The following is a 26,785-nucleotide window of genomic DNA, read 5'->3' as shown; positions in this document are numbered from 1 at the left end:
TGCACTCTGTCGGGGGCGCTCGTCAGGAGAGGTGCCGGCGGAACCAGTCGAGGGCGCCGGTGCTCGCCTGGTCGAACTCGGTGGTGTACGGGGCGAAGTGGCCGCCGGGGATCATCTGCAGCCGCTTGGGCTCCAGGGCCTGCTCGAAGGCCGCGAGCCCCGTGTCGGTGAGGGTCACGGTGTCGTTCTCGGCGACCACCATGAGCAGCGGCGTGGGGGAGACCCGGGTGATCCAGGTCCCGGGCTCGTACATGCGGGCCAGCCGGTTGGAGCGGACCGTGACCTCGTTGCTCCACACGCCCTCGGGCTTGGGCTGGAGGTAGAAGTCGATGGCCTCCTGCGTCCGGTAGGACGCGGGCACCGCCGGGTCGTCGCTCACGACGGCCTGGCTGCGGGGGGCCTCGCCGCGCGCCTGGGCGCGCTCGTCCTCGTCGAAGGCCGCCTCCAGCTTCGTCACCGCCTCCGGCGCGATGCGGCGCCGCCCCTGCTCGAAGCCGCTGATGGTCGGGACCTGGGCGACCACGGCGCGCAGCCGGCGGTCGGTGGCGCCCAGCACGATCGCGTGGCCGCCGGCGTAGCTGGTACCCCACAGGCCGATCCGGCCGGCATCGACCTCGGGCCGGCTCTCCAGGTGGGAGATGGCGCGGCGCCAGTCGGCGATCTGCCGCCAGGGGTCGATGTCCTGCCGGGGAAGGCCGTCGCTGGCCCCGAAGTTGCGGTGGTCGTGCAGCAGGACGACGAACCCCGCCGCGGCGAAGGCCCGCGCGAAGGGCTCCAGGCCGTGGTCCCTGACCCCGGCGTAGCCGTGGGCCATGGTGATCGCCGGGTGCGGGCCGGGACCGTCCGGCAGGAAGAGCCAGCCGCGCAGCGTGACCCCGCCGTCGGCGTCGAATGCGACATCCTCGCGCTGGACCATTGAACAACCTCCTCGGTGCGACCAGGGCCGGGCCATGGCCGGAATGACGGAAACGGGGGCTTAGCCCCGGTGGAAATACTCGGCGTCGAGTACACCGTTCAGCCTGCGGCCCAGTTCGGCGGAGAACCGGTGGACGGCGCCGAGCGGCCGGTGGTGGATGGCGGCCCGGACGATCTGCCCGTCCGCGTTCTTCGTCAGGATCGTCACGCCGTCGATCTGCGTGCCGCCGAATGCGGTGGCCTGCCACTCCATGTAGGAGCGCTCCCCGCTGACGGTCTCCTGGGTGAAGACGAGCGAGTCGTAGATGGTGCTCGCCGCGGCCATCACGTTTTTGACCAGGTCCCGGCCCTCGACCGTGCGGGTGAGGATGCTCGCCTCCAGCGTCACGTCGGCGGCGAACGCCTCGCTGAACGCGTTGGCCGACTTCTCCTCGAAGGCGTTGGTCCAGTCCGACGCGCGTACGGCGGGCAGCACACCGGCCAGGAAGCGGTCGAGATGGCCCGCGACGGTGGCCGGCTGCTCCAGGTGGGCCCAGTGCCCGGTCTGGCCGACCGCGACCGTCTCGGGCGCGGCGAATCGCGGAGCGACCCCCCGGGCGACCAACTCGTCGGTGACGAAGCCGTCGTCCTCGCCGCGCACGATGAGCACGGGCCCCGTGTACCGGCTGGGCTGCTCGCCCGCCGGGTGCCCGCTGTTCCAGCAGTCGGCGGCGTCCCGCACGGTCTCGGGACGGATCCGCGTGCCGCTCACCACCAGCCGGTCGAGGTCCGCCTCCGCCAGCGCGGCCGACAGCTGCGTCCTGACCGTGCGCTGTGCGTCGCCGTCGCCGCCCAGGGAACGGAAGGTGTCCATCACCTCGTCTGGCTGCCGGGTGCCGGCCAGCGGGACCGGGGTGACCAGGACCAGGCCGAGAGCCCGGTCGGGGCGCTGGGCGGCCACCAGTTCGGCCACCGCCGACCCCATGCTCTGCCCGACGATCACGAAGGGCTTGCCGAGGGCGTCGGCCACGGCGCCCACCTCGTCGGCGAACCGGTCGTAGGTGAACGGCCCGCTCGCCTGCGTGCGGTCCCCGTTCCCAGCCAGGTCGAGGGTGACGCATTCGATGCCCGGGGTGGTGAGTTCGCCGATCAGGCCGTCCCAGACGTACTGGTCGTCCAGGAAGCCGTGGACGAACACCACGGCGAAGTCCCCTTCGCCCTGCCGCCGGAACCGCACGCCGCTCGTTCCGATCCGGTCTGTCCTCATGATTGCTGTGCTCACTTTCCGGGGGCGATCCTGACCTCGCCCGAGGGGGACCACTCCTTGGTGCCGATCGGGGACCAGTCGGTGGGCCGTCCGTCCAGGCGCTGCATCCGCAGGCCGTGCTTCGCCTCCAGCAGTTCCTTGTCCAGGGGGGTGGTGAAGACGTTCTCGACCAGCGTGTACTCGGCGGCCAGGCGTCCCACGGCCGGCAGCGCGGCGGTGTCGATCCGGCCCCGCTCCAGGTAGAGGTCGTCCCGGACGTGGAAGCGCACCACCCGGCCCCACACCACGTGGTCGACCATGTCGTCCCCGACGGGGATGATCCGGTCGACGACGCACTCGAAGGAGATCGGCGCATCCTCGACCCGGGGGGCGCGCACCACCTCGGACGGCTCCTTGCCCAGGCCGAGCGCCTCGAACTCGTCCACGTCCGACTCGAACCCGAACGCCGAACCGTGCATGGCGTCCGCCTGCGGCAGCGTCACCAGGTTGGTCACGAACTCGCCGGTGTCACGGATATTGATGAAGGTGTCCTTCAGTGTGACGCCGTCCGCCTGCGGCTGCAGTGTGATCGAGACCATGGGCGGCTTCCTGCCGACCGCGGTGAAGAAGGAAATGGGTGCGAGATTGGCCACGCCCTCGGTGGACACCGTACTGACCCAGGCCACGGCGCGCGGAATGATGCTTCCGATCAGCAGTTTGTACGCGTGGGCGGCGTCGAGTTCCGCAGCGTCAATGATCATCGTCAGACCTCCATCGAGTTGAGGCGCGGCCCGTGGGCAGTGCTGCGCGCAGCGCGATCGGCGCCGGAGAGAAGTGACTCGCGTGGCGGCATCGAACGCCTGCCCTGGGTACGTCACACTCACATGACAGAAGTATATGCCTTTTAGTTATGTCGTGCGAGTGGAGGGGCGAGCAGGCTTCGGCCGCTGATTGCGGCGAGCGCCTGATGGCCCCGCCCGGAATAGCGGCAAAGGGAGGCGGCTGGGGAGCCGACGGGGCGCGGCGAGGCGTACGCGCTGTTCCAGGGGTCGGGACGGCTGCAAGGTGCCGGCGCCGTTCGTGTCGGCCGCTGCGCTGTCGCCACGACGGCTTTTCCTGGTCACTCTCCCAATAGCCCGACCGCTCCGTACCAGACCGGACCCGGGTTGAGCAGATCCGGGTAGAGCTCTGTCATCCGGTCGAAGAACTCGCGGGCAGTCGGTTTTTCGTCGAGCAGCCGGATGGCGTCCAGCAGGTACTGCCGGGTTCGGTTGAGAATGGCGGGATCGTCCGGTAGGTCTTTGTTCTTGTGGCCGGCCACGACCGAGCGCGGCTCAAGTGCGGCGACACGGTCGATGGCCGCAAGCCATTTCTGCAGGCCGTCATTGCCGGCTTCGAGGATGTACTGGTGCACCCCGTTGTAGGCGACGTCGCCGGCCACTATGAGGCCGATGGACGGTACGTGCAGGACGGACGTCTCGTCGGTGTCCGTGTGTCCGACCTCGACGGCCTGGATGAGGTTGCGCTCCAGCTGGAAGCCGTCGGCGGGAATGGGCTGGGCCAGAACCGGGCTGTCGGGGATCAGGCCGGGAAAGCGCTTGTCCCACATCTGTTCGCGCCCGTCGGTGGCCTGCTGGTGCATGACCTCGATGGTGCCGCGGGTCGCGTGGACGGTGACGCCGCGGAATCGCTTCACGAGTTCCGCGGTGCCGAACCAGTGATCGCCGTGCCCGTGGGTGGAGTAGATGTGGGTCAGGCGCTTGCTGGACCGCTCGACCCAGTCACCGACCCGTTCGGTCTGTTCACGGGTGAAAGGCGGATCGACGAGCACGGCGTCTTCCTCCCCGAAGATCAGCGTCGAGGCCAGCGGTGAGGAAGCGAGCCGGTCACCGTTCGGCAGACGTTCCTCGCCGGCCCGGGGTGTGCCGTCCGAAATGAAAGTCTCGTACGCCAGAGAGCTGGGCGTGGATGCGGTCATGGTGACTCCTCCCTGAAGGGCAACGTGCGGCCTGCGCGGTCGTCGGGTCACGTACCGGCGGCGCACCGCTTGCGCATGGGAATTCAATGCCTACGCAAGGATGACTAGACGACATAATCGTACGCTTGTTGACTCTGTTGTTTGCTTGAGTTACTTTCGGCTGGAGAAGTACGACAAGGCCAGGCAGCATTCACAGGTATCTACATGGCTGATCGGTTACAGCTCGCTTGTGGCTGCCTCTGAGTCCCAAGGAAGCGATCATGTCCGGAGCGCAACTGAGCTGGAGTGTCCACGTAGCGCCGTCGATCCCCACAGAGATCGCCGACCTGCCGCCCGACGTCCCCCGGCGCATGTGGTCGCCCATCACGGCCACACTGATCACAGGCGAGCGCGATGCGGTGCTGGTCGACGCGCTGATGACTGCCGAGCAGGCCGACCGACTGGCCGACTGGGTTGCGGCGAGCGGCGTGAACCTCACCACGGTCTTCGTGACCCACGGGCACGGTGACCACTGGTTCGGGCTGGGCACCCTTCTTGAACGCTTCCCGGGGGCGCGCGCACTGGCGACGCCGGCGGTGGTGGAGCAGATGAAGAAGCAGATGGCACCGGAGTTCGTCGCGTCGTTCTGGGACAAGCGCTTCCCCGGCCAGATCCCGGACCGGCTCGTGGCGGCGGAGCCGCTGGCCGGTGATCGGCTGGAGCTGGAGGGTCACGACCTCGTCGTCGTGGGACTCGGGCACACGGACACCGATGACACCACCTGTCTGCACGTGCCGTCCATCGGCCTGGTCGTGGCCGGAGACGCCGTCTACAACGATGTGCACCTCTACCTCGCCGAATCGCCCGCCGAGGGCCGAAGAGCCTGGCTGGACGCGCTCGACACCATCGCCGCGCTGGAGCCAGAAGCGGTGGTCGCGGGACACAAGAACCCCGACCGTCCTGACGACCCGAAGACAATCGCCGAGACCCGGCGCTATATCCACGACTTCGAGGCGGTCGCAGAGCGCACCACGACCACTCTCGACTTCTACCACGGCATGTTGGAACTGCATCCTGGCCGGGTCAACCGGGGCGCACTGTGGGGCTCGGCGAGGTCCGCCAAGGGCTGAGCGGCCGGGCCTGGCCGCCCGGTCACGCAATGGTCGGGGCGTCCGGGGCGAGGAGGCGTCAGCTGAGTGAGTATCCGACATCCATATGCTTCTGTTCGCGACTCACCCGAGTGGCACCGCCTGCATGGGTGAACCGACCGGCTCCTACCTGGAACTTCGGGGAGCTGACACTCGTCATTCGGGGAGTTACACTTCCAAACGTAATAAGTAAATGCGCAATGGGCATGTTGGCGTAGCTGCCGTCACCGAAAGAGATCCGCGAATGTCCTGGACTGCGACAGCCCGATACGGCCTGGAGCCCGCCCCGGGCGGGCTGGCCTTGGTGCAGGACCTGCTCAACACACTGTCCGCAGGCAAGCCCCGGGAGCCCGACCTTCTGCAGACCGCTGAGGGCGCCCGTGCTTGGCTCGACCAGGCATTGAAGAGCTGGAGTGGCGCGACCCACCGGCCCGCACCCGGCATCGAACTGACAGCCGAGGACGTACAGGGCCTCCGCGACTTCCGTCATGACCTGGGCCAGAGCCTCCACGCCCAGCTCGGTGACTCGGCGACAGAGCCCGGCCCGGCGGCTTCACTGATGACCTTGCCCACCGCACTGCGGCTCGACGAGCACGGGGCCATCCACGCCGAGCCCCGCGGTACGGGATGGCGGCAGGCGGCGTCACTCGCCCTCATCGAGGTCTACCAGGCGCAGTGCACCGACACTCTGCGCCGCCTGAAGTCCTGCCGAAACACGCGCTGCCTGGTTGCCTTCTACGACCGCTCCCGCAACAACAGCGGCGTCTGGCACGACGTCCACGTCTGCGGCAACACGGCCAACCTGCGCAACTATCGTGCGCGCAAGCGGGCCGGCGCCGACCAGGTCTGACAGTCGGCTCTTTGGCGCGGTCCTCGCCGCTGTGCCTCGCTTGTCGACACCTGAGCTGCCTGCCGCAGCAGGGCAGCCTCCTCCGTGAACGGATTCGTCGTGCAGGAACGACCCACGGAGTCGACCGTCTGGCGCATCGCGCGGGCCTGATCGTGAGGGTGCCGTTTGTCGCACGATGTTGCCGTCCGGGTAGGGACAGTCGTCAAGGGCGGACGAGGACGGTGTCGATCTTGCCGGGGCGTACCGCGTGCTCCACGGCATCGGCCAGCTCGCCCAGGCCGTACGTGTCGGCCACGTCGAACTGGTCCTTGAGTGTCAGTGCGATCTGCGCCGCGGCAGCTACGTCGGATGCCCGCCTCTCGGGGGAGGCCTCGTACAGCCACCGGCCCAGGTTCGCGCCACGCAGCGTCAGCGATTGGTACAGCAGCGTCGACGCAGGCACCGAGATCGGCTCCTCGGTGAGCTCCCCGTAGATGACCAGTTTCCCGCCCGGCGCCAACAGGCCCAGAAGGCCTTCGGTCAGCTTCCCGCCGACCGGGTCGAAGGCCACACTGACCGGGCGGCCGCCGGCTGCCTTGCGGACCTCGTCGGCCCAGCCCGGATGCTCTGTCGCCACGACCGGGACGTCCGGGAACCGCTTGCGTATCTCGGCGGCACCGCGCTCGCTGCGGACGACGTTGACCAGGCCCATGTTGTGGAACTGGCACACACCCGTCACCAGCCGGCCGACTGACCTTCCCCTCGTAGCGTAGAGACCCTGACTGCAGGGGAAGTTGAGGGTCATGGCAGGCAAGAGGCGGAAGTTCGACGCGGAGTTCCGTGAGGGGGCTGTGCGGATCGTCGCCGAGACCGGCAAGCCGATCGCGCAGGTCGCGGAGGATCTCGGGATCAACGAGACCACGCTGGCGAGTTGGGTGTCGCGGGCTCGCAGGGCGGCGGGGCCACGGCGACGGGTGAGAGCGAGGAGCTCGCGCGGCTGCGGCGGGAGAACGCGCAGCTGAAGAAGGACAACAAGGAGCTGGCCATGGAGCGTGATGTGCTCAAACGCTGCATGGTCTTGTGGGTGAAGTAGCTGTGGCGGACCCGGCGTTGCTTGTCGGGGTGATCAGCGACCAGAAGACCGTGCACAGCATTTCGCACCGCACCTCCTGTCGGGCCCTGGGCGTGTCGGAGGCGTGGTTCTACAAGTGGCGCCGCAGGCCGTCCGAGCCGACAAAACGCGAGATCAGACGCGCAGAGCTGGCCGAGCGGATCCGTTACTTCTTCGACTGCTCCGGCCGGACGTACGGCTCGCCGAGGATCACGCTGGATTTGTGGGAGGAGGGCTGGCAGGTGTCGCAGAACACCGTCGCCGAGATCATGGCCGAACTCGGCCTGCAGGGCCGCAAGCCGCCTCGTCGACGCCGCTCGCTCACCCGCCCAGGCAAGCGGAAGACCGCTCCTGACCTGGTGCGACGCAAGTTCGACGCCATCGCTCCCGACGTCTTGTGGTGGGGCGACATGACGGAGATCGAGACCGGAGAGGGCAAGCTCTACCTCGCATCCGTCCACGACGCCTTCTCCCGCCGCGCCCTTGGCTACGCGATGGGCGCGCGGCACGACGCCGCGCTGGTCAGCGCGGCCCTGCAGATGGCGATCGCGACCCGGGGCGGCCAGGTCGACGGCGTCATTTTCCATACGGACCGCGGCAGCGAAGGCGGATTCAACCGGTCGTTGCAACACCTCGTCCTCGGAGGTGTTGATGGGCAGGCCAGCAGGGTGGATGGCAGCGTTGACCGGGCGTTCGCCGATGAAGTCACCAGGTGCACCGGCGCTACGGCGGGAAGCGGAACGTCAGTTCTGGCGGGGGATCGCGAAGGGACTGCTCCCGGAGGAGTCGGCAGCTTCGGTCGGCGTATCCCAAGCGGCGGGGGAAGGTGGTTCCGCCACGGTGGCGGCATGCCACCAATGGATCTTGCTCCGCAGTCCGGCCGGTACCTGTCCTTTCACGAGCGTGAAGAGATCGCGATCCTGAAAGCGCGGGGCATCAGCGTCCGGGAGACCGCGCGACGTCTCGGCCGTGATCCTTCGACGGTGTCCCGGGAACTGCGGCGCAACGCCGCGACTCGTGGCGGCCGACTGGACTACAGGGCTTCGGTCGCCCAGTGGAAGGCCGATCTGGTGGCCCGGCGCCCGAAGACCGCGAAACTGGCGGCCAACGACCGGTTGCGCGACTACGTACAGGAAAGGCTTTCCGGCCAGGTCAGCCGCCCCGACGGGATGATGCTGGGGCCGGAGGGGCCGCGGTGGAAGGGCAGGAACAAGCCGCACCGCGGCGACCGCCGGTGGGTCATGGCGTGGAGTCCGGAGCAGATCGCGAACCGGCTGAAGGTCGACTTCCCCGATGATGAGTCCATGCGGATCAGCCACGAGGCGATCTACCAGGCCCTGTTCATCGAAGGCCGGGGAACGCTCAAGCGCGAGCTCGTCGCCTGCCTGCGCACCGGCAGGGCCCTGCGGGTGCCCCGAGCCCGGTCCAAGCGGACGTCGTGGGCCCACGTCACGCCCGAGGTGTTGATCAGTGAACGGTCGGCCGAAGCCGACGACCGGGCCGTTCCGGGACACTGGGAGGGCGATCTTCTGATCGGACTGGAGCGGTCGGCGATCGGCACGCTGGTCGAGCGCACCACCCGGTTCACGGTGCTCGTCCATCTTCCCCGCGAGGACGGCTACGGCACGGTTCCCCGGACCAAGAATGGGCCGCCGCTGGCCGGCTACGGAGCGGTGACGATGAAGAACGCGCTGGCAGCAACGGTCGGCACCCTGCCCGGGCAACTATGGCGGTCGCTGACCTGGGACCGCGGCAAGGAGCTGTCGGCACACGCCCAGTTCACGATCGAGACCGGCATCCCGGTCTACTTCGCCGACCCGCACAGCCCCTGGCAGCGCGGCACCAACGAGAACACGAACGGCCTGTTGCGCCAATACTTCCCGAAGGGAACTGACCTTTCTCGATGGGCGGCTGAGGATATCGAGGCGGTCGCTGCCACGCTCAACAGCCGGCCCCGGAAGAGCCTCGGTTGGAAGACGCCCGCCGAGGCCCTCAACGACCATCTACTATCGATGAAATAAGCCGGTGTTGCATCCACTGGTTGAACCTGGCGAATACACGTCCGAGGCGTTCCAGCAGCTGTGCGGCAGGTGGGGCGTGGTGCAGTCGATGGGGCGCGTCGGGTCGGCGCTGGACAACGCCGCCGCGGAGTCGTTCCACTCGGTCCTCAAGGTCGAGTACATCCACCGGCACACCTTCGCCACCCGCACCGAGGCCCGGCTGAAGACCGCCACGTGGATCGCGGACTTCTACAACACGAAACGCCGTCACAGCGCGGCCGGGGGGAAGCCACCCGCCGAGTTCGAACGGATCATCCGGGAAGCGCGAGCTCGGACCGATCAGGAAGGCCGGGCCGCATAACCAACGTCTCTACGCAACCAGGGGATTGACAGTAGAGCAGATAGACAAGTGCGCAGCATGCCGTCCACCACAGGAGCGGTGTGCCCAGTGCGAGGATCGCCTGCGAGCAGTCAGCCGTCGCGTGGCACCCGTCCTGCCCGGGTTTCGGCGACTGGTAGTGGAACAGCACAGGGCGGCCGAGGACCAGCCAGCTCCAAGGGTTGGACTCGTACCGGTGCCAAGTATGGAGCCCCACATTGAACTGGTACACCCCGTACTCGTAGTGCCACAGGCTGCGGAGCGGAGCCGGAATCCACGACCAGGTGCCACCGCGGCTGTCCGCCCAGTGCCGTCCGTAGCCGTTGTCGGACAGGAACCAGCCTGTCCACGTCACCAGATAGGTCGCCACGGCGACCGGAACGACGGACAGCAGCGACCAGCCGAGGTCCTTGCGCAGCACCGCCCGGTACGGGCGGCGGGCCCCCGCCACGCGACGAGAGCCGACGTCCCACAGCAGGGTAAGGACCACGAAAAAGGCCAGGAAGTACAGGCCGTTCCACTTGGTCGAGGCCGCCAGTCCCAGGAAGAGGCCGGCTGCCAGCCGCCATGGACGCAATCCCATCCCGGCGCGGTCGCCTGTGACTTGATCCGGGCGCGCGTGGCCGTCCTCGCCCACCGGGAGGGCGGCCGCGAGCCGGGCCCGTGCGTGGTCCCGGTCGAGCAGCAGGCATCCGAACGCCGCCAGTACGAAGAACATGACGACGAGGTCCAGGAGAGCGGAGCGGCTCATCACCAGGTGCAGACCGTCCACCGTCATCAGCGCGCCGGCCAGGCAGCCCAGCGCCGTCGACCGGAACAGGCGACGGCCTTTTCGGCACAGCATCAGCACCGACAGCGTGCCCAGGACCGCAGTCATGAAGCGCCAGCCGAACGGGTTGAGGCTGAACATCCACTCGCCGAGGGCGATCACCCACTTGCCCGTCGGCGGGTGCGCGACAAAGGACCCGGTGTCGGAGAGCGGGATCACCTGAGGGTGCGCCAGGACCTGAGGGTCGGCGATCTTACGGTCCGGCCAGGTGCCCTCGTAACCGAGCTGCAGCAGCGCCCAGGCGTCCTTGGCGTAGTAGGTCTCGTCGAAGACGAGGTCCTGCGGTTGCCCGAGGTGCCAGAAGCGGATCGCTCCGGCTATGACGGCGGTGAGTACCGGCCCCAGCCAGTCCATTGCCTTCGCGACGCGGTACGCCAGCGCCGGATTGATGCGTGTGAGCTCCCAGAGGCGGGTTGACGGCTCGGGAAAGGGCGGAACCAGGCGCTCGCGGATGTCGGTACGGGAGCGTCCGGCGTATCCGAACAGGCGTAGACGGTCCTCCCAGTTGCCGGGCGCCGCAGTCGGACGAGTGCTGTCGAGGACATGGGAACGCGGCGCGCTGCTACTCGTCACCGGATGATCCTCGCGCGTGGCAGCCGAGTTCTGGCTGCGGGGGGCGGCGCAGGCCAGTCCTGTGCTGCCGGGCGTTGCGCTGTGTGACCCCCGCCCGGACGGTCTGCTCGCGTTGAGGACGTAGTTCTCGTACGAGGCCGGGTTTTTCAGCTCCCTGACCTGCCCGTCGGCTTGCGGCCTGTGTGCGATCCGGACGCGGGACACGATGAGTGAAGGACGTCCGGGAGTCGTCGTTACTGCGGTAGGCGAACCTGGGTAGGAGGAACTGGGTGATGGCGCCGACGGTGAGTGCGTACAGCACGGTGCCGACGCCCACGCTTCCCCCGAGTAGCCAGCCCGCCGTGAGCACGATGATCTCGATCAGGGTACGGATGAGCCGTATGGAGCGCGTGGTTATGCCGGACACTCCGGTCATCAGTCCGTCGCGGGGGCCAGGTCCGAAGCGCGCGCCGACGTACACAGCGATGGAGAATCCATTGAGGAGGACACCCCCGACCAGCAGGCCGGCCCGGGCAGGGAGTCCGAGGTGCTCTGGGATGAGTGAGAGGCCGAGATCCGATGAGTATGCCAGGACGATGATGTTGGCGACGGTGCCGAGTTTCGGTCTCTGTTTGAGGGGGATCCACAGCAGGAGCACGAGAACTCCGACAACGGCACTGATAGTGCCGAAGCTGAGGGACGTGTGCTTCTCCAGCCCCTCGTAGAGAACACTCCAGGGGTTGACGCCCAGCGAGGCCCGGACCATGACCGAGAGGCTGAATCCGTACAGGGCGAGGCCGATGAGCAGTTGGGGAAGGCGTCTCAGCGGGTGCTCACGGAGGGGGACGTAGGCGAGGAGCGGCGTAGGCATGCGCGGTGCCGGCGCAGCTTCGGTGGGTTGTTCCAGAGCGCGGTCATGGGGGTGCGGGGCGTCAGTGCTCAAGGACGGACCTCCAGCGCGGCGCCGACGGACTGCGGGACGAACAGCGCCAGTCCGCCCGTCGTGCCCGACACCGTCCAACTGGTCGCGCTCGTCGTCACCCCGAAGTCACGGGAGACGAGCGGTAGCGGGGCCTGCGTGGAGTAGAGGAGCGCGAAGGCCGCGACCTCGGTGAGGAAGAGGGCGAGGCTCATCCGGCGGTAGCCGGTGCCGCCCAGGGGCAGACGGGAATCGGCGACGGGAAGGGCGGTGGCATGGGCGCCCATGGTGGTGGACGCCCCGGTATCGGCAGCAGGCATGGCTGGAACGTACGGACCCCTAAACCCATCCGTCCAATGCACAGAAACTCACTGATCGTTCCTGTGGCGCATCAGCAGAGCTCAGCGGGGCTCCGTCAACGTTCGGTGACACAAGTGGCGCCGCAGACTTCGATACGCTGCTCGCGCCGCGTCTTGCGTACTTCGCGGCGTGGCCCGGACCGAGCACGTGACGCGGGCCGGGCAGAAGATGCAGGAGATGCAGGAGATGCAGAAGATGCAGGTTCCGCAGAAGAAGTCATGTCGGGATCTTTAAAGGGGCCTGCCTCAGCCCTCCTAACCTCGCCCTTGACCCAGGGTTCGCCCAACTCCCTTCATGTTCCGGGCTGTTTGAACGGTGAAGCAGCATGGCTGGTGCGGGTACACAAGGCCTACTCCGAGATCGCCACCGCCCAAGCGCAGCAGCTGCTCGCGCGAGCCGAGGAAGGGCTGGTGGCATGAGCCGACTCGATAGGCCCAAGATCGGCACCGGGCCAGGGGATGGCAGACGCTTCATCGTGGGGCGTCCCGCCTCCTGTTGGGGTGCACCGCGCTCAGCTTGCTGCCGCGAAGTCGGCCGGCTGGCGTGCAGCCACGGAGTGCACCACAAAGTGACACAGTGATACGAAATTCGTCCCCGCGCAGTACATACCTACACCGGGCACCGCACCCGTCACCGGAACTGGCCTTGGCCGAGCAGCTCGACGGACAGAGCTGCCACGACGTTGGCGAGGCCGGTGGCGTCGTAGCCGGCGTCCATGACGATGAGGATGTCCGCATCGCCGGGCTTCCACTGCCTGGTGTGCACGAACCTGGTGACCAGGTCGAGGAGTTGGGCAGCGGTCACAGCGGTGGCGTCGTAGGCCAGGCCCCAGCCGGATCGAGTGCCCCAGCCGGATCGAGTCCAGGACCGCGGTCCACGATGTGCGGCCCGTCTCCAGGGCGGCGAACGGGTAGGGCCGGCCCGGGATGAACTGGTCGGCGTTGCGGCCCCGGCCGTGGCCGTACACGTGGCAGAACAGCAGGTCTGGACTGGTCGGCGCGTGTCGGGGCGCAGGCAGTTGGTCACATCCACCGCGAGGACGAACCGCCCGTCTGCCGCACGCGGCAGCGGTGTGGAGGCAAGGAGCCTGCGCAGGCGGCGTGGTTCCAGCCAGCCGTGGTTGACCGCGTCGTACATCGACCCGTGCCCGCGTCGGTGCTCGGCCGTCAGCGTGAGCTCGGTCAACGACGTCACCGGACCGTCCGCACACAGCGCCGCGTCGGCCGGCTCGAAGAGTGCATCCGCCCGCTTGTAGAGACAGTGGTAGAACTCGACACGAGAGTGGGACAGCACGCTCATCGCGGCGTCAGCAGGACCTGCAGGAGCCAGACTCTTCACAGCGGCCGTTCCCTCACGTGACGTTGCTCGACACCTCGAAGCGTGAAGAACGGCCGTCCTGCTGTCTCAGGAAGAAGCCAAGAGCAGCAGGTCAGGTGACCTGACGAGGCTTAACACCAAGCTGAGACCGGCAGGCGCCCGATCTCACACTCCGGCCACACCGGGCTGGTTCTACGGCGCATGCTCTGATCCGGTAAGGGCAGCCCGTGCCCTCATGGAGTCGCCCCTCTGACAGCGGATGTGGTCGGTCAGACCTTCACGGGCGCGCGCTTGAGCCGCGCGGCGACCGTCTGCAGAAGCTGATCGGAGAGCTCGGGGTCGGCAACCGCCCGCGACATCAGCAGCGCGCCGACCATCGCACTCAGCGTGAGCATGGCGTCGGCCTGTACTTCGTCGGAGTCGCCGCCATCCGCCGTCTCGCTGATGAGTTCCAGGTAGCTCCGTACCTGCTTTTCGTACGCGTCCTTCATCTCGGCTTCGCCGCGGCCTGCCGCGGCGCCGAGCGTCACCACTGCGCAGCCTGTTCCAGGAGTATCACGGTGGCGGGCGCTGAGGTAGGAGTCGATCAGTCCTGTGCGGGGCTCCTCGCGGTTCCGGCGAGCGGCGTTCGCCATCTTGGTCTCCCCGTCGACCAGAGCGAGGGCCGCAGCCTGATTCATCAGGTCGTCGCGCGAGGTGAAGTGCTTGTAGAACCCGCCGTGGGTCAGACCGGCTTCGCTCATCAGCTCCGCGACGCCCGGGCGGGTCAGTCCCTCCTCGCGGATACGGCGTGCGGCGACCCGCAGGACCCGCTCACGTGACTCCGCCTTGGCTGCCTGGGAGTGACCCATTTCAAGACCTCCCGATCTGTGACAGGCTGCACCGGTCAAATGTGGATGACAATCATCATACACCCTGGCCGGGAACACAGCCTTTCCTCACGGTCGTGGGCACATCATCCGGTGCTCACTCTGCTGCTCGGGTGGGGGGCTGTGTTCAGGTAGCCGCCGGCGAGGCCCGGTCGGGGCCGGGTCCGGCATGCGCGACAGGGCGAGGAGCGCGCTTCGGCCGGGCCGGCGCCGCCCTGAGCAATCAGCGCACCCGCGCACCCGGTCGCTCTCCCGGGCCTCGCTGCGGCCCTGGACGCGCGACGGCGAAAGCCGAGGGCGTCCAGGAAGCCTTACACGCGCCATCCGGCACGCGCGAAGCGCGACGCGGCGATTGTCACTGCGCGCGCTCCCAGACGAGGACGCCCGTGCGGCGGGCGCCCCAGATCAGGGCGGGTTCGGGCAGGGTCAGCCGGAGCCTGTCGCCGTCCCAGTCGGCGACCCTGGCCAGGGTGGTGCCGACCCAGTTGGGAAACAGGCTGAGCTCGACGTGGTGGACCACGAAGTCGTCTTCTGGAACCTCGTACGTCCCTCCGTAGGCCATATAACCGACGGCCGCCGCGGCCAGCTCCTCGGGCAGACCCTCCTCAAGGCGCCCCTGCCGGAAACGGGGGCGCAGCGGACGCATGATCTGGGCCGACATATGGCCACTGGGTGTGTAGGTGATGAGGCCCTGGGGCTGCGGGCCGAAAGGCTCGATGACCTCGCCGTCGTCGACGGCGGTGGCCTTGTACGACACCAGGCGCCAGGCGCCGACCAGGGACTTGCGCAGTTCGTCGGGATTCATGTGGTTCCTCACTGGTATGTGACGCCTGCGGGGCGCCGTCTGTCGGTTGCCGCGGTCCGCACGCCTTCCCGGGAGTGCTTCGAAGGCTGATGGGGCGGCGCGGGAGTGGACGGCGCCGAAACCTCGGCGCCGTCCTTCTGGTGACTGCCGAGCCAGGGCCGGCGTGGGGGAGGTGTGCTCACGCTGCCTACGCGCGCGTCGGCGCAGAGGTCGGGCGGCAGCACAATGTGGATGATTGACATCATACAGATGAGTCCGCGCCAGGCGCCTCTCCTTGACATTCAGGATGACGTCAATAATCCTGAATGTGGATGATGGCAGTCATCCAGACTGGAGAAGGACGACGCACCATGACAGACACCTACGACCCCACCCGCACCGCGGTCCTGCTGGTCGACCCCTACAACGACTTCCTGTCCGAGGGGGGCAAGATCTGGCCCGCGGTCCGGGAAGTGGCCACCGACGTCGGCCTACTGGACAACCTGCGCGCCGTCGTCGCAGCCGGCCGCCGGGCGGAACTGCAGATCACCTTCGTCCCCCACCGCCGCTGGCAGGAAGGCGACTACGAGGACTGGGACCACCCCAACCCCACCCAGCGGCTGATCCAGCAGCGCCACAGCTTCGCGCGGGGCACCTGGGGAGGCGAGTTCCATCAGGATCTCCAGCCCTCCGACGGCGACGTGATCGTCCAGGAGCACTGGGCGCAGAGCGGTTTCGCCAACACCGATCTGGACTTCCAGCTCAAGCAGCACGGCATCACCCACGTGATCGTCATCGGCCTGCTCGCCAACACCTGCATCGAATCCACCAGCCGATACGCGATGGAACTCGGCTACCACGTGACCCTCGTCCGCGACGCCACCGCCGCCTTCCTCCCCGAGATGATGCACGCCGCCCACGAACTCAACGGCCCCACCTACGCCCACACCATCACCACCACCGCAGAACTGCTGCGGACGCTGGAGAACGGAGAGTACTGAGATGACACTGACCGGAGACATGCTGATCGGCTCGTCGAACGTCCCGGCATCCGCCGGCACGATGAAGGCACTCAGTCCCGCAACGGGCGAGGACATCGGACCGGAGTTCGCGCTCGGCGGCCCGGCCGAGGTTGACCGTGCCGCACACCTCGCCGACGAGGCCTTCGACAGCTACAACCACACCGGCCTGAAAGAACGCGCCGCGTTCCTCGAACTGATCGCCATGCGGCCCGGCTCCCGCACCCGACTCTGCCACCGCCTGCGCGCCCATCCCGCCGGCAAGGGCAAGCGACGCAGCCTGGGCGAACGCGACTTCATCGCCCTGATCGACGGCGCCCACCAGCTGGTCAAGGCCCCGATCGTGCTGGTGTGGGACCGGCTGAACACCCACGTCTCCCGCAGGATGCGGCAGTTGATCACCGAGCGCGAGTGGCTGACGGTGTTCCTGCTGCCTGCCTACTCGCCGGACCTGAACCCTGTCGAGGGCGTGTGGGCCCACGTCAAACGCAGCCTGGCCAACCTCGCCGTCGTCGCACTCGACCGACTCGAAGTCCTCGTTCGCAACCGCCTCAAGCGCCTTCAGTACCGGCCCGACACCCTCAACGGATTCATAGCCGGAACCGGCCTGGACCTCGACGCGCCAACGTCACCCTAACCAGCCGAAGTCAGTATCTGACGGACCGAACGCGGTACACGAGCAGGACCCCCACGGTCGCGGCCACGCCGACGCAGGAGAACAGGAGTGGATAGCCGCGGTCGGAGGTGATGATGAAACTGGCGATCAGAGGGGCCAGCGCGGGCGGGACGACCGTCCCGATGTTCATGGTCCCGAGGTCCTGGGCCCGGCTCTCGGCGTCGGGCAGGACCTGGGTGATCAGAGCCTGGTCGACGGCCATGTAGGCGCCGAAACCCGCGCCCATGACGGCTGACGCGACCAGCGTGACGCCGAGGTCGGGAAAGCTCGCCAGGAGGAAACCCGATACCGCCTGGAGCAGCGCCGCCAGCGCGACGAAGATCCGCCGTCTGCCGAGGCGGTCGGACAGCACGCCGGCGACGGAGCTGGCCAGGACGCCGGCCACGAGGTAGAGGGCCGTACAGGCGAGAAGGCTGCCGGCCGGATCGGGGACTTTCAGGTCGTCGGTCAGGAAATAGAGGGTGTAACAGACGCCCAGGGAGTTCGCCAGGTTGACCAGGAGCCGTCCGCCGAACGCCCAGGCGAAGTCGCGGTTCCTGAGCGAGCGGCCCATGGAGGTGAGCAGCGTCCGCAGACTCAGCTCGGGCTCGGAGTCGTACGAGGTGTCACGGAAGCGCGCGAGGAACGGCACGGTACAGACGATCAGCAGGGCCGCGACGACGAGGTAGCCGCTTGCGGGGGACAGCGCGAATGCGGAGACGAGGGCGATGCCGACCACCACGCCGAGGGCCTGGGGGCCGTAGATCGCGCTGGACACCACACCGCGCTGGTCGACGGGGACGCGGTCGGCGATCATGGCGGTCAGCCCGGCGGTGGCGGCGCTGAGACCGAGCATGCTCGCCGACCACGCGAGGGTCATGCCCCTCACCGTCGTCTGCTCCGCGGTGATCACCAGCCCCGCCGCGAACGACAGCGCGCCGCCCGCGAGCCAGAGCCTTCTGCGTCCGAAGCGGCTTCGGGAGCGGTCGCACAGCGCCCCGCACACCGGGAGGGCGAGCAGTGAGACCAGCCCGGCCAGGGCGTTGACGACGGCGAAACCCTGGACCTTGGACGCCGGATCGATGATCTCCAACTGCTGGGGGAGCAGCAGCTGAAGGGGGACGAGACTCGCCATCCAGTACCCGAACCAGACCAGGCCGAACAAGGTGATCCAGCCACGGGAGACGGGCTCGGTCGGCGCATGGCCGGCGTCTGTCGCGACGGCGGCCGCCGGCACCGGGGCCGGAGGGTGGAACTCGGTGGACATACGGCCTCCGGGGAACAGGAACTGGCCTGTTCAGGAACTGGCTTGTTCAGGAACTGGCTTGTTCAGGAACGGGTCACAGGAAGGCGTGTCCCTCGCCTCGGTAGGTCGCGACCTCGTCGACGACCTCCGCGCCGGACACCAGGTGGAGTGTGTTGGCGCGTTCGCACAGTTCGCCGGCCTTGGCGTGCCGGAACCACACCTGGTCGCCGAGCCGCAGTCCGTGCGCGGCGGCGCCCAGGACCGGTGTCTGTACCTCGCCGGCCCCTTCCCTGGGGTTCGTGCGCAGGCCCTGCGGCCAGGCCAGAGTCGGCTGGCGGTCGAGGCCGGGCGGGCCGGAGGCGATCCAGCCGCCGCCGAGCACGGTGGCGATCCCGGGGCTCGGGCGGCGCACGACGGACATGACGAAGAAGGCGGCGGGCCGGGGGCGGAAGCGCCAGTAGAAGTCGAAGAGTCCGGGCCCGTAGAGCCCCGATCCGGCACCGATCTCGGTGATGACGTGTTCGGCGGCGGTCTGCTCGATGGAGCCCGTACCGCCGCCGTTGACGAACTCCAGCGGCGCCACGGCTTCGACGGCGGCTATGGCCGCCGCACGCCGATCGGCCAGTTCACCGGCGGAGACACGCTGCATGGCGCGGATCGCGGCCCGCCTGAGCAGCGACCCGGGCTGGTTGTCGCCCAGTCCGGCGATCTGGCCTTCGTAGGACATGACCCCGGCCAGCTGGAATCCGGACCGGTCCTGGACGGCGCGGGCGAGTGCGGCGGCCTGCCGGGGGGAGTGCACGGGCGAGCGGTACGGGCCCAGGTGGATACGGCCTCCGGCCAGTTCCAGCGAGGCGTCCAGATCGATGCAGACGCGGATGCTGGGGCGGGAGGCGCCCACCACCTCGTCGACGAAGTCCAACTGGCCGATCGAGTCGATCATGAGGGTGATGCGCGAGGCCGCGCGCTCGTCCGAGGCGAGCCGCTTCAACGCGGCGCGGTCCGTCGTCGGATATCCGATCACCACGTCCTGGTGGTCCTCGGCCAGCCACAGGGCCTCGGGCAGGGTGAAGGCGAGGATTCCCCGATACCCCTCACGCCGGACGGCACGCCCGATCAGATCCCGGCTGCGGACCGACTTGCTGGCCAGGCGGATGGTCGCCCGACCCGCCGCCCGGTGTGCCAGATCCGCGGCGTTGGCGTCGAAGGCGTCCAGGTCCACCACGGCGAACGGCGGGTCCAGGTGCTCGGTCGCCCTGCTCAGCCGGATCATCCGGGCCTCGTTCGGCCCGGTGACAGCGGATACGGCCTTTTTCCGGTCCGGCTCTTTCACATCCGGTCGGGACGTCGTGTGTGTACTCATGTCCGCACCCTTTCTGGGAGGTTCGTCTTTGCCGGCCGGGCACGTGGGGCCGGGCATGGCTGTGGGCTTTCGAAGAGATGGCGGGTTCGAAGTGCGGGCGGGGGAAGGCCCCTCAGTTCCCGGATGCCGGGATCTCCTGAGCGGAGAGCAGCCTCTCCCGCCGGCGCCGGCCTTTGGCCTCGACGATGGGGATGACGCGGCGCATCAGTCCGGGGAAGACGCCGGCGATCCGCTGGAAGCGGCCGGCGAACGGCGGGAACACCACTTCGACCGGCTTGGCGGTGACCGCGTCGACGACGGCCTCGGCGATCCGCTCCGGGGCGTAGGACTTCTCCGCGAAGGCGATGGCGGAGGAGGGGTCGGCCATCTCCTGGTCGAGCATGCCGGTCCGGGTGGACGGCGGATGGAGGATCGTGAAGTCCAACGGTCCGTCGCGTTCCTCGATCGCGACGCTGTGGTGAAAGGCTCGAAGTCCGTGCTTCGTGCCGCCGTAGGTGGCGTATCCGGGCAACGGCAGGAACGACGTCATGCTGCAGACGTTGATGATGTGACCGTGACCCTGCGCGGTCATGCGCTCGATCGCCGTGCAGACCCCCGTGATGGTGCCGAGCAGGTTGATCTCGACGATGTCGCGGTGCTGCTGGGGACGGAGATCGCGTGCGTGTCCGGTGTGGGTGACGCCGGCGTTGTTGACCAGCACGTCGACGACCCCGAATCGCGCCTGAGCCGCGTCGAACGCCCTGCTCCAGTCCACGGGACTACGAATGTCCAGAGCGTGTGCGGCGGCCCGCTCGCCCAGGGCACGGGCTCGGGCCAGGACGGCCTCCTCGTCCACGTCGGTCAGCATGACGCGATGGCCGCGCGTGATCGCCAGTTCCGCGATGGCGGCTCCGATGCCGCCGGCCGCGCCGGTCACGAGAATGACCTGGCTCTTCTCAGATGGTTGGGGCATGGCCACAGATTCTCTCCGGTCGATTGTCCAAGTCAATTGTCCAGAACGGATTGGCCCGGATTGCTGCTCCGGGACTCACGGCCGCACCATCTCGATGCGGCCACCGTTGAGTTCGGCGGCGCGGACGGGATCGTCCGTCGGGACGGTGGCGGCGAAGAGGGTGCGTCCGTCGTGCCCGGCCATCAGGCAGCTCAGAGTGTGCTGGCTCGTGGCGATCCGCTTGAGGACGCGGCCACCGGGGGCGATGCGCACGCATTCACCTCGAAGGGCGTTCGCGACCCATATGGACGTACCGTCGGCGTCCCACGCGATGCCGTCCGGCGCGATCGGAGACGAGGAGCGCTTCGATATGGCCGGGTGGTCGAGGAGCGCCGAGACCCTGCGGGTGACACGGCCGGCCGTCCCCGGGTGGTTCACGAGGCGCCACAGGAGCGGTGAGATCAGGGGTGCCCACGGTTGCGGATGTGTGAGGGAGCCGTCGGGGTTCCTGGAGAAGGCGGTGAGCCGCATGGCCAGGGTCTCGGCCACGATCACGTTCTTGCCGTCGGCGGTGAGCAGGGTTCCGTTCGGGAAGAGCAGGGGCTCCGTCAGCCCGAGCAGGCTTCCGTCCGGCGCCAGGCAGGCGATCGGGGCTCTCGGGGGGCCGGGTGGCGCGTAGAGCATGGAGTTCGGATGCTCGCGAGAGAAAGCGTGGTAGTCGAAGCCGAAGTTGCCGACATAGGCACGCCCCTCGGGGTCGACGAGCATGTCGTTGACCGGACCGCCGACGATGTGGCGCAGATCGGCGTGTTCGACCAGTTCACCCTCGGCCTCCAGGCGGTAGACGCGGCCCCCGTCCATGGATACGACGAGCAGGCGGCCGTCGGGAAGCCAGCCGAGCCCGCCGGCCCGGCCGGGGATCTTGAGCACCGTCTCCGGCTCCGCGGTGCCGTCCCACCGGTGCACCGTGCCGTGCGCGAGATCCGAGAACCACAGGGCTCCTTGGTGCCAGCGCAGGGACTCGGGAACACCCAGGCCGCTCAGTGCGACCGATGCCGTCCTTTTCATCCAACCGCTCCTTCGTGGCGCGGGATCGAGAGGGTTGGTCGCCTCTCCCCGTAACTTGGACGCTTGTACAAGACGCTTGACTTGTACGACTGACCGTCTCATTCTGAGTGAAGAGAAGTCAACGTTCCGGTGGGGAGTTTTCGTGACTCAGGATCAATCCCTCATGACAGACGGCCCCCCGGCGGGCGCGCGCATCGCGGTGGACAACCCCGCCACCGGAGCGGTGGTCGGCGAGGTGTCCGACACGACCGCGGAAGAGGTGGCGCAGGCGGTGGAGCGCGCCCGGCGGGCGCAGAAGGGCTGGGCCGAGCTGGACACCCGTGCTCGCGCCGAGTTCTTCGCGCGTGGCCGCCGCTGGCTCCTGGCCCACCGGCAGGAGATCGCCGACCGCATCGTCGAGGAGAACGGCAAGGCGGAAGAGGACGCGATCGTCGAGATCGTCTACTGCGCGAGCGCCTTCGCCTACTGGGCGAAACAGGCCCGCGGCCTTCTCGCCACGACGAGGATCCGCTCCCTCTCGCCGTTCGTCCTCGGCCGCAGCATGTACACGCGCCGGGTGCCGCGTGGTGTCGTCGGAGTCATCGGCCCGTGGAACAACCCGTTGCTCAACTCCTTCGGCGACGCCATCCCCGCCCTCGCCGCGGGCAACGCGGTCGTCCTGAAGCCTTCCGAGCAGACGCCACTGACCGCGCTGCTCATGGAGCGGATGGCCCGTGAGTGCGGCTGGCCCGAGGACGTCTTCCAGGTCGTCACCGGCGCGGGGGCCACCGGCAGCGCGGTCGTGGACACCGTGGACTTCGTGATGTTCACCGGATCGACCAGGACCGGCCGCCTCGTCGCGGCCCGTGCGGGCGAGCGTCTCATCCCCTGCTCACTGGAGCTCGGCGGCAAGGACGCCCTGGTCGTCCTCGCCGACGCCTCCCTGGAGCGGGCCGTCAACGTCACGATCCAGGGGGCCCTGTCCAACGGAGGTCAGATGTGCACCTCGGTGGAGCGGGTCTATGTCGAGGAGCCGGTGTACGACGCGTACGTCACCCTGCTGCGTGAACGGTTCCAGCAGGTCGCCTCGGGCAGGCCGGCCGGGCTCGGCAGCGTCGACGTGGGTGCCGTCACCTTCCCTCCCCAGCTGGAGGTCATCAAGGACCATGTCAGCGACGCCGTGCACAAGGGCGCCCGCGTACTCGTCGGAGGGCACGCCTCCGAAGGGCCCGGCAGGTTCTTCGAACCCACGTTGCTCGTCGACGTCGACCACGGCATGAAGTGCATGCGCGAGGAGACCTTCGGCCCCACGCTGCCCGTGATGAAGGTCGCCGACGCCGAGGAAGCCCTCCGGCTGGTCAATGACAGCAAGTACGGGCTGCAGGCCTCGATCATCGGATCGGACATGAAGCGCGCCCGCCGCCTCGCCAAACGGTTCGAGGCCGGCTGCGTCACCATCAACGACGCCCAGACCAACTACATGGCCCTCGGTCTGCCGATGGGCGGCTGGAAGGAGTCGGGCCTCGGTGTCCGCCACGGGGCCGAGGGATTCCGCAAGTACACGAGGCTCCAGGCCATCAGCGCGAACCGGTTCCCGATGCGCCGGGACATGCACATGATCCCGTACGAGCCCTCGGCCTACCGGTTCATCCTCCGCCTGGTGGACGCCATGTACGGCACCGGCCTGCGCGGCCGCGCCAAATAGCAGTTCACGCCCCGCCGTTCACGCATCCGCCGTTCACGCAGCCGCAGATCACGAGAGGCCAGACCATGACCACGACACCTGAGACGCCCACGCATGCCTCCGTCGCCACCTTGCCCGAAGGCGTCTTCCTGCCGCTGCCCCAGCAGAACCTGAGCTTCGAGCAGGAGCGCGAGGTGCGCAAACAGGAACTCGCCGCAGCCTTCCGTCTGTTCGCCCGCTTCGGCTTCTCCGAGGGAGTGGCCGGACACATCACGGCCCGTGACCCCGAGAACCCGTCGGCCTTCTGGGTCAACCCCTTCGGCATGTCGTTCAGCCAGATCCGCGTCTCCGACCTGATCCTGGTCGACCACGACGGCACGCTCCTGGAAGGCAGGCGCCCGGTCAACAACGCCGCGTTCTGCATCCACTCCGAGGTGCACCGGGCCAGGCCGGACGTGGTCGCGGCGGCGCACACCCACTCCGTGCACGGCAAGGCCTTCTCCAGCCTCGGCGTCCCGCTGCAGCCGATCACCCAGGACGCCTGCGCCTTCTACGAGGACCACGGCATTTACTCGGACTACCGGGGCGTGGTGAACGACGCCGAGGAGGGCCGGCGCATCGGCGCGGCCCTGGGCGACGGCAAGGCCGTCGTCCTGCAGAACCACGGACTGCTCACGGTCGGGTCGTCCGTCGCCGAGGCGGCCTGGTACTTCATCACCATGGAGCGTTCCTGTCAGGCCCAGCTGCTGGCCATGGCTGCCGGAGAGCCCGTACTCATCGACCCCGAGACGGCACGGATGGTCCGTGACCAGATCTCCGGTGCGCTGCCGGGCTGGTTCCAGTTCCGTCCGCTCTGGGATCAGATCACGGCGGAACAGCCCGACCTGTTCGACTAGGCGACGTAAGCGGCGCGCGACCTGTCGGGCTGTGCGAACGACTCTTCCGCGTCTCCAACGACAGAGAGCCGGGCCTGCGTCGTGTGGCCGGAGCCGCTCCGAGTGCACCGGGGCGGTCGCGGCCGCTTGTCCCGACCGGTGGCGACTACGACTCCGGGTCCGGCTGTGCTGTCGGCCGGGGCCGCTTGCGGGCCAGCGTCAAGAGGTGCTCGCCCGTCAGACGCAGAACCTCGCGACTGTGCTCGCTGTCGCGGTCGACCAGCCAGCTCAGGGTGACGCCGTCGAGCACCGAGTTGAGGTAGCGGGCCAGCACCGGAACGGGAACGGCCCACTCGATGTCCGCGGCCTCGGCGGCCTCCTCCAGGAGTTCCTGGTGGACTTCCCGGTAGTGCTGGTACTGGCGTCGGGCCAGGTCCTCGAACCCGGCCTGGCGCAAGGCGTAGTGCGTCAGTTCATAGCTGACCTGGTGTTCTCCCGGGCTGAGCTCGACAGTGCCCCAGAAGGCGCTCAGGCTCTTGGTGATACGCGATTCGAGGTCGCCCTCCCCTTCGAACGTTTTCCGCGCAGTGGCCACCGTGCTGTCGGTAAAGCGGGTGAGGACTTCCTGAAGCAGTTCTTCACGCGAGTCGAAGCAGTAGTGGAAGACGCCCAGCGGCATTTTTGCCTCGCTGACGATCGCGCGGGTGGTCGCCTTTGTGACTCCCTCGCGGATCATCACCCGAAACCCCGCCGCGATCAGCTCTTCGCGTCGGTCCTTCGCTGCCATACGAGACATCTGGCTCGCTTTCTGCTTCGAGAACGGAATGCGTATGCCACTCATGATATCGCAGCGTCTTGGACGGTTGACCAACATCTGGGGTCAAGGGGAAGCTTCAACAACGCCTGTCCCCAAAAGCCGATATAGCGGACTCACACCACCCGCCACCGCCCTCTGCCCAGAACGTCCCCCACCAGCCCAAACCCAGGAACCAGAGCAACCAAACGGAGTCCTACTAGAGATCGCTTGTCCTCGACGTCGGCCGTTTCCACCACTCGGCTGTCGCTGTCGTAGCGCGTCTGCTCGACCGCGCCCCTGCCGGCGAGGAATTCGTAGCCGGTGCGCGTGTACGGGTTGCCGGGCTCGATGCCCAGGCGTCGGGCGATGCTTTCCGGGGTGGGCACGCGCCTTCCCGGTGCTGCTGAGGCCGACCTCGACCATGTCCGCTCGGACGGGGCTGCCGTCGTGGCCCATGCCCGGACTCCGTACCCGCCTGCGTGTGTAGGCCCCGGTCTTCGCCATCCTCAGCGAGGAAGTCCCCCTGGACGCGCCCGACTTCCTTCACCAGACCGCGGAGAGCTTCGGACATCGCGCCCGCAACGCCGCGCCCGCAACGCCGCGCCCGCAACGCCGCGCCCGCAACGCCGCGCCCGCAACGCCGCGCCCGCAACGCCGCGCCCGCAACGCCGCGCCCGCAACGCCGCGCCCGCAACGCCGCGCCCGCAACGCCGCGCCCGCAACGCCGCGCCCGCAACGCCGCGCCCGCAACGCCGCGCCCGCAACGCCGCGCCCGCAACGCCGCGCCCGCAACGCCGCGCCCGCAACGCCGCGCCGGCCACACCGCGCGCGTCCCGGCGGGTCGCCGCATACGCCACGCGACGCCCGCGCATACGTGCGTGCCACGTGCCGCGGCCGGTGTGTGCCCCACGAGGCTGCCGACACCCCGACACCCTCCCGCCCATTACCGGCGAGTCTGCAACCAACGCTGTCCTCCACGCGCGCGGCGACGAGGTCGTCATCTCGCTGCTGCTGTCCCCACGGCCCGCGTGGGCCGTAGTCGAGCCGACCAGGGCCGCCCCCGCACGCCCATTGCCCCGCACGCCCATCGCCCCGTGCGAGGTAGGTCCCGCGCCCACACCGCGTCATAGGCCTTCGACCGGCCGTCCGACCTCGATAAACTGCCATTCGGAGTAACCCACAGAGCCCGAGGAGACCGGATGCCGGCACACGACTCGTCCGTCTCCGACGATGCGGCCGGGGTTAACGGGCTGTCCGCGGCGCCGGTCCGCCAGGTGCTGTCCGACAGCGTCTACGAGGGCATCAAGGCCATGGTCATGGACCATGAGATCGCCCCCGGGGCCCGCGTCGGCATCGAAGCCCTGGCCCGCACGCTCAACGTCTCACCGACCCCCGTGCGCGAGGCCCTGGCCCGGCTGGAGTCCGACGGTCTCGTCGTCAAGCGCTCCCTGTCCGGGTACCGGGCGACCGAGTTGCTGACCCGGCAGGGGGTGGAGGAACTGTTCGAGATGCGGCTGCTCCTGGAGCCGCGAGCCGCAGCCCTGGCTGCCCTCCACGCCGACGACTCCCAACTCGACGCCATCGAGGCGATCCTGGAAGACATGCAAGCCCACCCCGGCCCCGCCGGGACGTACGCCGCCTATCGTGACTTCGCCGCCCTGGACCAGCGATTCCACGACGCCGTCGCGGAGGCCGCCCACCGGCCCTTGCTCGCGGACGCGGTGCAGCGGCTCCACGCGCATCTGCATGTCTTCCGACTCAGCAGCCTTCAGAGCGAGGGCGACCCGACCTTGGCGGAGCACGGGCGGGTGGTACGCGCGATACTCCGCCGAAGGGCCGAACGCGCGGCCGAGGCGATGGCGGAACATCTCACCCGCAGCCTGGAGCGCCAGCTCGGCCGGTTCGAACCGAGTTGACCCGCGCGTGACCGCACGGTGCGCCGAAACCCAACCACCTGCTCCATGCGGAACACCTG

General features: G+C 68.5%; 25 protein-coding genes and 4 pseudogenes. 12 read left to right on the top strand and 17 right to left on the bottom strand.

The features are described from left to right. Positions 1-22: 22 nt before the first annotated feature. The 4 genes from RV986_RS00465 to RV986_RS00450 all read right to left on the bottom strand — a co-directional run bounded on the left by RV986_RS00465 (position 23) and on the right by RV986_RS00450 (position 4,118). The gene (locus RV986_RS00465) at positions 23-916 is read right to left on the bottom strand and encodes an alpha/beta hydrolase (RefSeq protein WP_475915473.1); all 894 of its coding nucleotides are present in this window, start codon (positions 914-916) and stop codon (positions 23-25) included. A 60-nt stretch (positions 917-976) separates the two neighbouring features. Then, positions 977-2,161 carry an alpha/beta fold hydrolase gene (locus tag RV986_RS00460; RefSeq protein ID WP_475915472.1) on the bottom strand — a complete coding sequence of 395 codons (1,185 nt, stop codon included), beginning with the start codon at positions 2,159-2,161 and terminating at the stop codon, positions 977-979. An 11-nt stretch (positions 2,162-2,172) separates the two neighbouring features. Beyond that, a complete protein-coding gene (locus RV986_RS00455) occupies positions 2,173-2,901 on the bottom strand; it encodes a flavin reductase family protein (RefSeq protein ID WP_475915471.1) in 729 nt (242 codons plus the stop codon). 359 nt (positions 2,902-3,260) lie between these two features. After that, complete coding sequence (locus tag RV986_RS00450) at positions 3,261-4,118, bottom strand: MBL fold metallo-hydrolase (RefSeq protein WP_475915470.1); 858 nt, start codon at positions 4,116-4,118, stop codon at positions 3,261-3,263. Positions 4,119-4,378: 260 nt separating this feature from the next. Between RV986_RS00450 and RV986_RS00445 the strand changes: the two genes are divergently transcribed. Next, positions 4,379-5,227 (top strand): MBL fold metallo-hydrolase, encoded by an 849-nt coding sequence (locus tag RV986_RS00445; RefSeq protein ID WP_475915469.1) that lies wholly within the window; start codon positions 4,379-4,381, stop codon positions 5,225-5,227. 262 nt (positions 5,228-5,489) lie between these two features. Further along, on the top strand, positions 5,490-6,095 hold the full coding sequence (locus RV986_RS00440) for a CGNR zinc finger domain-containing protein (protein ID WP_475915468.1): 606 nt from the start codon (positions 5,490-5,492) through the stop codon (positions 6,093-6,095). A gap of 202 nt (positions 6,096-6,297) precedes the next feature. Here the strand turns inward: RV986_RS00440 and RV986_RS00435 are convergent, their stop codons facing one another. After that, positions 6,298-6,879, bottom strand: a complete 582-nt coding sequence (locus RV986_RS00435; protein WP_475915467.1) for a zinc-binding dehydrogenase — start codon at positions 6,877-6,879, stop codon at positions 6,298-6,300. Between RV986_RS00435 and RV986_RS00430 the strand changes: the two are divergent. The 5 genes and pseudogenes from RV986_RS00430 to RV986_RS00410 all read left to right on the top strand — a co-directional run. Continuing rightward, positions 6,878-6,985: pseudogene (locus RV986_RS00430) on the top strand (transposase); the annotation flags it as partial. The gene RV986_RS00435 and the pseudogene RV986_RS00430 overlap by 2 nt on opposite strands. Before the next feature lie 20 nt (positions 6,986-7,005). Then, entirely contained in the window at positions 7,006-7,167 is a 162-nt protein-coding gene (locus tag RV986_RS00425; RefSeq protein ID WP_475924719.1) for a hypothetical protein, read from the top strand. Further along, positions 7,155-7,781, top strand: a pseudogene (locus RV986_RS00420) (IS3 family transposase); the annotation flags it as partial. The gene RV986_RS00425 and the pseudogene RV986_RS00420, both read left to right, overlap by 13 nt. Positions 7,782-7,857: 76 nt before the next feature. After that, positions 7,858-9,206: pseudogene (locus RV986_RS00415) on the top strand (IS30 family transposase). A gap of 7 nt (positions 9,207-9,213) precedes the next feature. Further along, positions 9,214-9,546 (top strand): integrase core domain-containing protein, encoded by a 333-nt coding sequence (locus RV986_RS00410; protein WP_475915466.1) that lies wholly within the window; start codon positions 9,214-9,216, stop codon positions 9,544-9,546. Here RV986_RS00410 and RV986_RS00405 read toward each other — a convergent pair. From RV986_RS00405 to RV986_RS00380, 6 genes and pseudogenes are all read right to left on the bottom strand, one after another. Next, complete coding sequence (locus RV986_RS00405; RefSeq protein ID WP_475915465.1) at positions 9,497-10,966, bottom strand: dolichyl-phosphate-mannose--protein mannosyltransferase; 1,470 nt, start codon at positions 10,964-10,966, stop codon at positions 9,497-9,499. The genes RV986_RS00410 and RV986_RS00405 overlap by 50 nt on opposite strands. Then, a complete protein-coding gene (gene yczE / locus RV986_RS00400; RefSeq protein WP_475915464.1) occupies positions 10,956-11,816 on the bottom strand; it encodes a membrane protein YczE in 861 nt (286 codons plus the stop codon). The genes RV986_RS00405 and yczE overlap by 11 nt, the downstream gene beginning before the upstream one ends. A 107-nt stretch (positions 11,817-11,923) precedes the next feature. After that, a pseudogene (locus tag RV986_RS00395) lies at positions 11,924-12,184 on the bottom strand (MFS transporter); the annotation flags it as partial. Between the two features lie 670 nt (positions 12,185-12,854). Beyond that, positions 12,855-13,523: a transposase gene (locus RV986_RS00390; RefSeq protein WP_475915463.1), complete on the bottom strand. Its 669-nt coding sequence runs from the start codon at positions 13,521-13,523 to the stop codon at positions 12,855-12,857. A 287-nt stretch (positions 13,524-13,810) separates the two neighbouring features. Then, on the bottom strand, positions 13,811-14,392 hold the full coding sequence (locus RV986_RS00385) for a TetR/AcrR family transcriptional regulator (RefSeq protein WP_475915462.1): 582 nt from the start codon (positions 14,390-14,392) through the stop codon (positions 13,811-13,813). A 373-nt stretch (positions 14,393-14,765) separates the two neighbouring features. Beyond that, positions 14,766-15,215 carry a lipocalin-like domain-containing protein gene (locus RV986_RS00380; protein WP_475915461.1) on the bottom strand — a complete coding sequence of 150 codons (450 nt, stop codon included), beginning with the start codon at positions 15,213-15,215 and terminating at the stop codon, positions 14,766-14,768. A gap of 350 nt (positions 15,216-15,565) precedes the next feature. Between RV986_RS00380 and RV986_RS00375 the strand changes: the two genes are divergently transcribed. Both RV986_RS00375 and RV986_RS00370 read left to right on the top strand, forming a co-directional pair. Beyond that, the gene (locus tag RV986_RS00375) at positions 15,566-16,195 is read left to right on the top strand and encodes a cysteine hydrolase family protein (RefSeq protein ID WP_475915460.1); all 630 of its coding nucleotides are present in this window, start codon (positions 15,566-15,568) and stop codon (positions 16,193-16,195) included. A gap of 1 nt (position 16,196) precedes the next feature. Beyond that, positions 16,197-16,850 (top strand): aldehyde dehydrogenase family protein, encoded by a 654-nt coding sequence (locus tag RV986_RS00370; protein ID WP_475915459.1) that lies wholly within the window; start codon positions 16,197-16,199, stop codon positions 16,848-16,850. Between the two features lie 10 nt (positions 16,851-16,860). Here the strand turns inward: RV986_RS00370 and RV986_RS00365 are convergent, their stop codons facing one another. From RV986_RS00365 to RV986_RS00350, 4 genes are all read right to left on the bottom strand, one after another. After that, entirely contained in the window at positions 16,861-18,135 is a 1,275-nt protein-coding gene (locus tag RV986_RS00365; RefSeq protein WP_475915458.1) for an MFS transporter, read from the bottom strand. Positions 18,136-18,208: 73 nt separating this feature from the next. Beyond that, entirely contained in the window at positions 18,209-19,477 is a 1,269-nt protein-coding gene (locus RV986_RS00360) for an amino acid deaminase/aldolase (RefSeq protein ID WP_475915457.1), read from the bottom strand. Positions 19,478-19,589: 112 nt separating this feature from the next. After that, on the bottom strand, positions 19,590-20,429 hold the full coding sequence (locus tag RV986_RS00355; RefSeq protein ID WP_475915456.1) for an SDR family NAD(P)-dependent oxidoreductase: 840 nt from the start codon (positions 20,427-20,429) through the stop codon (positions 19,590-19,592). A 75-nt stretch (positions 20,430-20,504) separates the two neighbouring features. Next, positions 20,505-21,476, bottom strand: coding sequence for an SMP-30/gluconolactonase/LRE family protein (locus RV986_RS00350; RefSeq protein ID WP_475915455.1), 972 nt, complete (start codon positions 21,474-21,476; stop codon positions 20,505-20,507). A 163-nt stretch (positions 21,477-21,639) separates the two neighbouring features. Between RV986_RS00350 and RV986_RS00345 the strand changes: the two genes are divergently transcribed. Together RV986_RS00345 and RV986_RS00340 are read left to right on the top strand one after the other, a co-directional pair. After that, positions 21,640-23,160: an aldehyde dehydrogenase family protein gene (locus tag RV986_RS00345; RefSeq protein WP_475915454.1), complete on the top strand. Its 1,521-nt coding sequence runs from the start codon at positions 21,640-21,642 to the stop codon at positions 23,158-23,160. Between the two features lie 65 nt (positions 23,161-23,225). After that, positions 23,226-24,035 (top strand): class II aldolase/adducin family protein, encoded by an 810-nt coding sequence (locus RV986_RS00340; protein ID WP_475915453.1) that lies wholly within the window; start codon positions 23,226-23,228, stop codon positions 24,033-24,035. Between the two features lie 145 nt (positions 24,036-24,180). Here the strand turns inward: RV986_RS00340 and RV986_RS00335 are convergent, their stop codons facing one another. Both RV986_RS00335 and RV986_RS00330 read right to left on the bottom strand, forming a co-directional pair. Further along, positions 24,181-24,801, bottom strand: coding sequence for a TetR/AcrR family transcriptional regulator (locus tag RV986_RS00335; protein WP_475915452.1), 621 nt, complete (start codon positions 24,799-24,801; stop codon positions 24,181-24,183). A gap of 143 nt (positions 24,802-24,944) precedes the next feature. After that, the gene (locus RV986_RS00330) at positions 24,945-25,196 is read right to left on the bottom strand and encodes a hypothetical protein (protein WP_475915451.1); all 252 of its coding nucleotides are present in this window, start codon (positions 25,194-25,196) and stop codon (positions 24,945-24,947) included. 813 nt (positions 25,197-26,009) lie between these two features. Between RV986_RS00330 and RV986_RS00325 the strand changes: the two genes are divergently transcribed. Continuing rightward, on the top strand, positions 26,010-26,726 hold the full coding sequence (locus tag RV986_RS00325) for a GntR family transcriptional regulator (protein ID WP_475915450.1): 717 nt from the start codon (positions 26,010-26,012) through the stop codon (positions 26,724-26,726). Positions 26,727-26,785 lie beyond the last annotated feature (59 nt).

The organism is Streptomyces sp. RLA012 (genome assembly GCF_056270325.1).
The sequence above is the reverse complement of the archived record's forward strand: the minus strand, read 5'-3'. Positions and strand labels throughout refer to the sequence as shown.